The sequence below is a fragment of the Nitrosopumilus sp. b1 genome (assembly GCF_014078545.1).
GTDB lineage: Archaea > Thermoproteota > Nitrososphaeria > Nitrososphaerales > Nitrosopumilaceae > PXYB01.
The window spans coordinates 1-2,393 of the sequence record NZ_MU078750.1 but is presented as its reverse complement, the minus strand read 5'-3'; the positions used below and the strand labels follow the sequence as shown (position 1 = coordinate 2,393).

At 34.4% G+C, this 2,393-nt stretch carries 3 protein-coding genes; all 3 read right to left on the bottom strand.

The genetic code is table 11. The features are described 5' to 3' along the window. Window positions 1-404, bottom strand: a 404-nt coding sequence (locus tag C6988_RS10315; RefSeq protein WP_182135298.1) for a gamma-glutamyltransferase, incomplete at its 3' end; no start/stop codon positions are given. 2 nt (window positions 405-406) lie between these two features. Next, window positions 407-1,204, bottom strand: a complete 798-nt coding sequence (locus tag C6988_RS10310) for an ion transporter (RefSeq protein ID WP_182135296.1) — start codon at window positions 1,202-1,204, stop codon at window positions 407-409. Window positions 1,205-1,210: 6 nt separating this feature from the next. After that, on the bottom strand, window positions 1,211-2,393 hold a 1,183-nt coding region (gene corA, locus C6988_RS10305; protein WP_220463437.1), incomplete at its 5' end, for a magnesium/cobalt transporter CorA.

The following is a 2,393-nucleotide window of genomic DNA, read 5'->3' as shown; positions in this document are numbered from 1 at the left end:
GGCCACTCTAATCTTCCATATCTTTCATGTAAGAAACCAATAACTGCTAATGTGCTTGGAATAGTTGTTGCTCTGTATCCAACTAATCTAGAGCGTTTTTTTGAATATTTAGAAGAATGGGCCAGTGACGGAGAACGACTAGAACCATCTATTGCAATAGATTTTCCATTAATGTGTAAAATAGCCATAGATTGACCTCCTATTCCAGAGGCTTGAGGCTCACAAACACCAAGAGCTAATGCTGTAGCACATGCAGCATCAACTGCATTTCCTCCTCGTTGTAGAATTTTAACTCCGGCTTTAGTTGCATCAGGAAATGCTGATGCGACCATTCCTTTTTTTGCTTCAGAAAATTTTTTTTCTTTAGAAGGTGTGAATCCACCTTCGATTGATTTTAAATCCAATTTTAAAATTCGACCTCTTCTCCACAGTGTGGGCATTTATGCTTTTTCTGTTTCTTTTTTCGTAGTTCTTCAGTAAATGCAGATGCCATAATACCGGTAGGAATTGCATAAACTGCAATACCCAATACTGCAACTCCGGCAGCAATTACTTTTCCTGCAGTTGTAACAGGATATGTATCACCATATCCAATTGTGGTTAGTGTAACTATTCCCCACCACATTGATGTTGGAATACTAGAGAAAGCCTCAGGTTGGGCTTCGTGCTCTGCATGATACATCAAACTGGATGCAAAAATCAATACTATGAATAAAATGAAAAATGCGACTGCCAAATCACCTGCTTTTGCTTTGAATACATCACCCAAAGTTTGCATTGGTTCAGAATATCTTGCAAGTTTGAATAGTCTAAACAATCTAAGCAGTCTGATAATTCTGATAAAGCGAATATCTGTTACTACAAATGGCAAGAAGAATGGCAATATCGCAGCTAAATCAACTAACATCATTGGGGTAAACACATAACGTAAAGGTGCAAATCTTTTTCCTTCATACTTGGGATTTAATTTACATACAGCAAGTCTTGCGCCATATTCAACTGTAAAAATAATTATTGAAAAGACTTCAAAAGGGTAGAAAAATTTCCCATATTCATTTGCAATAGATTCTTCTGTTTCAATTAAAACGACTAGAACATTAACAGAGATTAAAGTAATAATAAAAATCTGAAATGTTTTTGTAATTTTATCATTTGTTGTTCCTTCTAGAATTTCATATGTACGTTGAGCAATTTTGTTTGCCATGAATTTCTATAACCACTCTTTTTTCCTAAACCAAGCAACCATTATGATTACCACAACTGCCATCACGCCTAGCATGGCAAAGTAGCTTCCCTCCCAGGTTAGCTCAGGAACATACACGAAGTTCGTACCATAAAGCCCAGCTATGAAGGTAATTGGAATGAAAATACTAGCAATGATGGTGAGTGTTTTCATAATCTCATTCATTTTGTTTCCAACACTAGAGAGATACGTATCTAACATGCCACCAACCATATCTCGAAGGCCTTCTATGTTATCCATCACTTGTACTGTGTGGCTGTATACATCTCGAAGATACCGTTTTGTTCTACTATCAATTAAATCAGATTCCATTCTCTCAAAACCATCAATTACTTCCCGCATAGGCCAAATTGATTTTCTTAGAATGACCATTTCTCTTTTGAGTAAATGTATTGTTTGCAAAGTCTTTGGACCAGGATTTGCCATTAATTCTTCTTCCAAGTCTTCAGATTGTGCTCCTATGCTTTCTAAAATTACATAGTAATGGTCAATAATTGCATCAACTATTGCATATGCAAGATAATCACTTCCTCGTTGTCTTATTGTACCGATTGATTTTTCAATTCTATCTCTTATTGGATCAAACACATCATCTTTTGTTTCCTGAAAAGATATAACAAAATTCTTACCAACTATCAAGCTAATTTGTTCCATGAATAATTTTCCATTGGGTAAAACATGGGGTAATTTTATAATTAGAAAAATGTGATCATTTTGATTATCTATTTTTGGTCTTAATTCTGTATTCATAATATCAGCCTGAATAAGAACATGAAGTTTGTAATAATCACCAATTTTTTTAATTACATCAGAATCATGAATTCCTGTAATATTTGTCCACGATACAAGAGGATTATCTAATGTATTAAGACAATCTTCAACTTTATCAAAGTCTTTTTTTATAAAATTGTCTTTATCGTATTCAATTTGTTGAAATGAAACTTCTTCAACAAGTTTTTCACCAACATGAACAAGTGCTCCTGGTTGAAGACCAACAGTATCTGAGGATGTTGTAATATCTTCTTCTTTTTTTGCAACAATTCTTGCAAGATCGGCAATTTTTGTAATACCAACATCACGAGTAAGTTCTTTTACTTTTGATGTCTTGCTTGCAACTCCAACAATTATGAACCCTGCAATGATTGAAAAG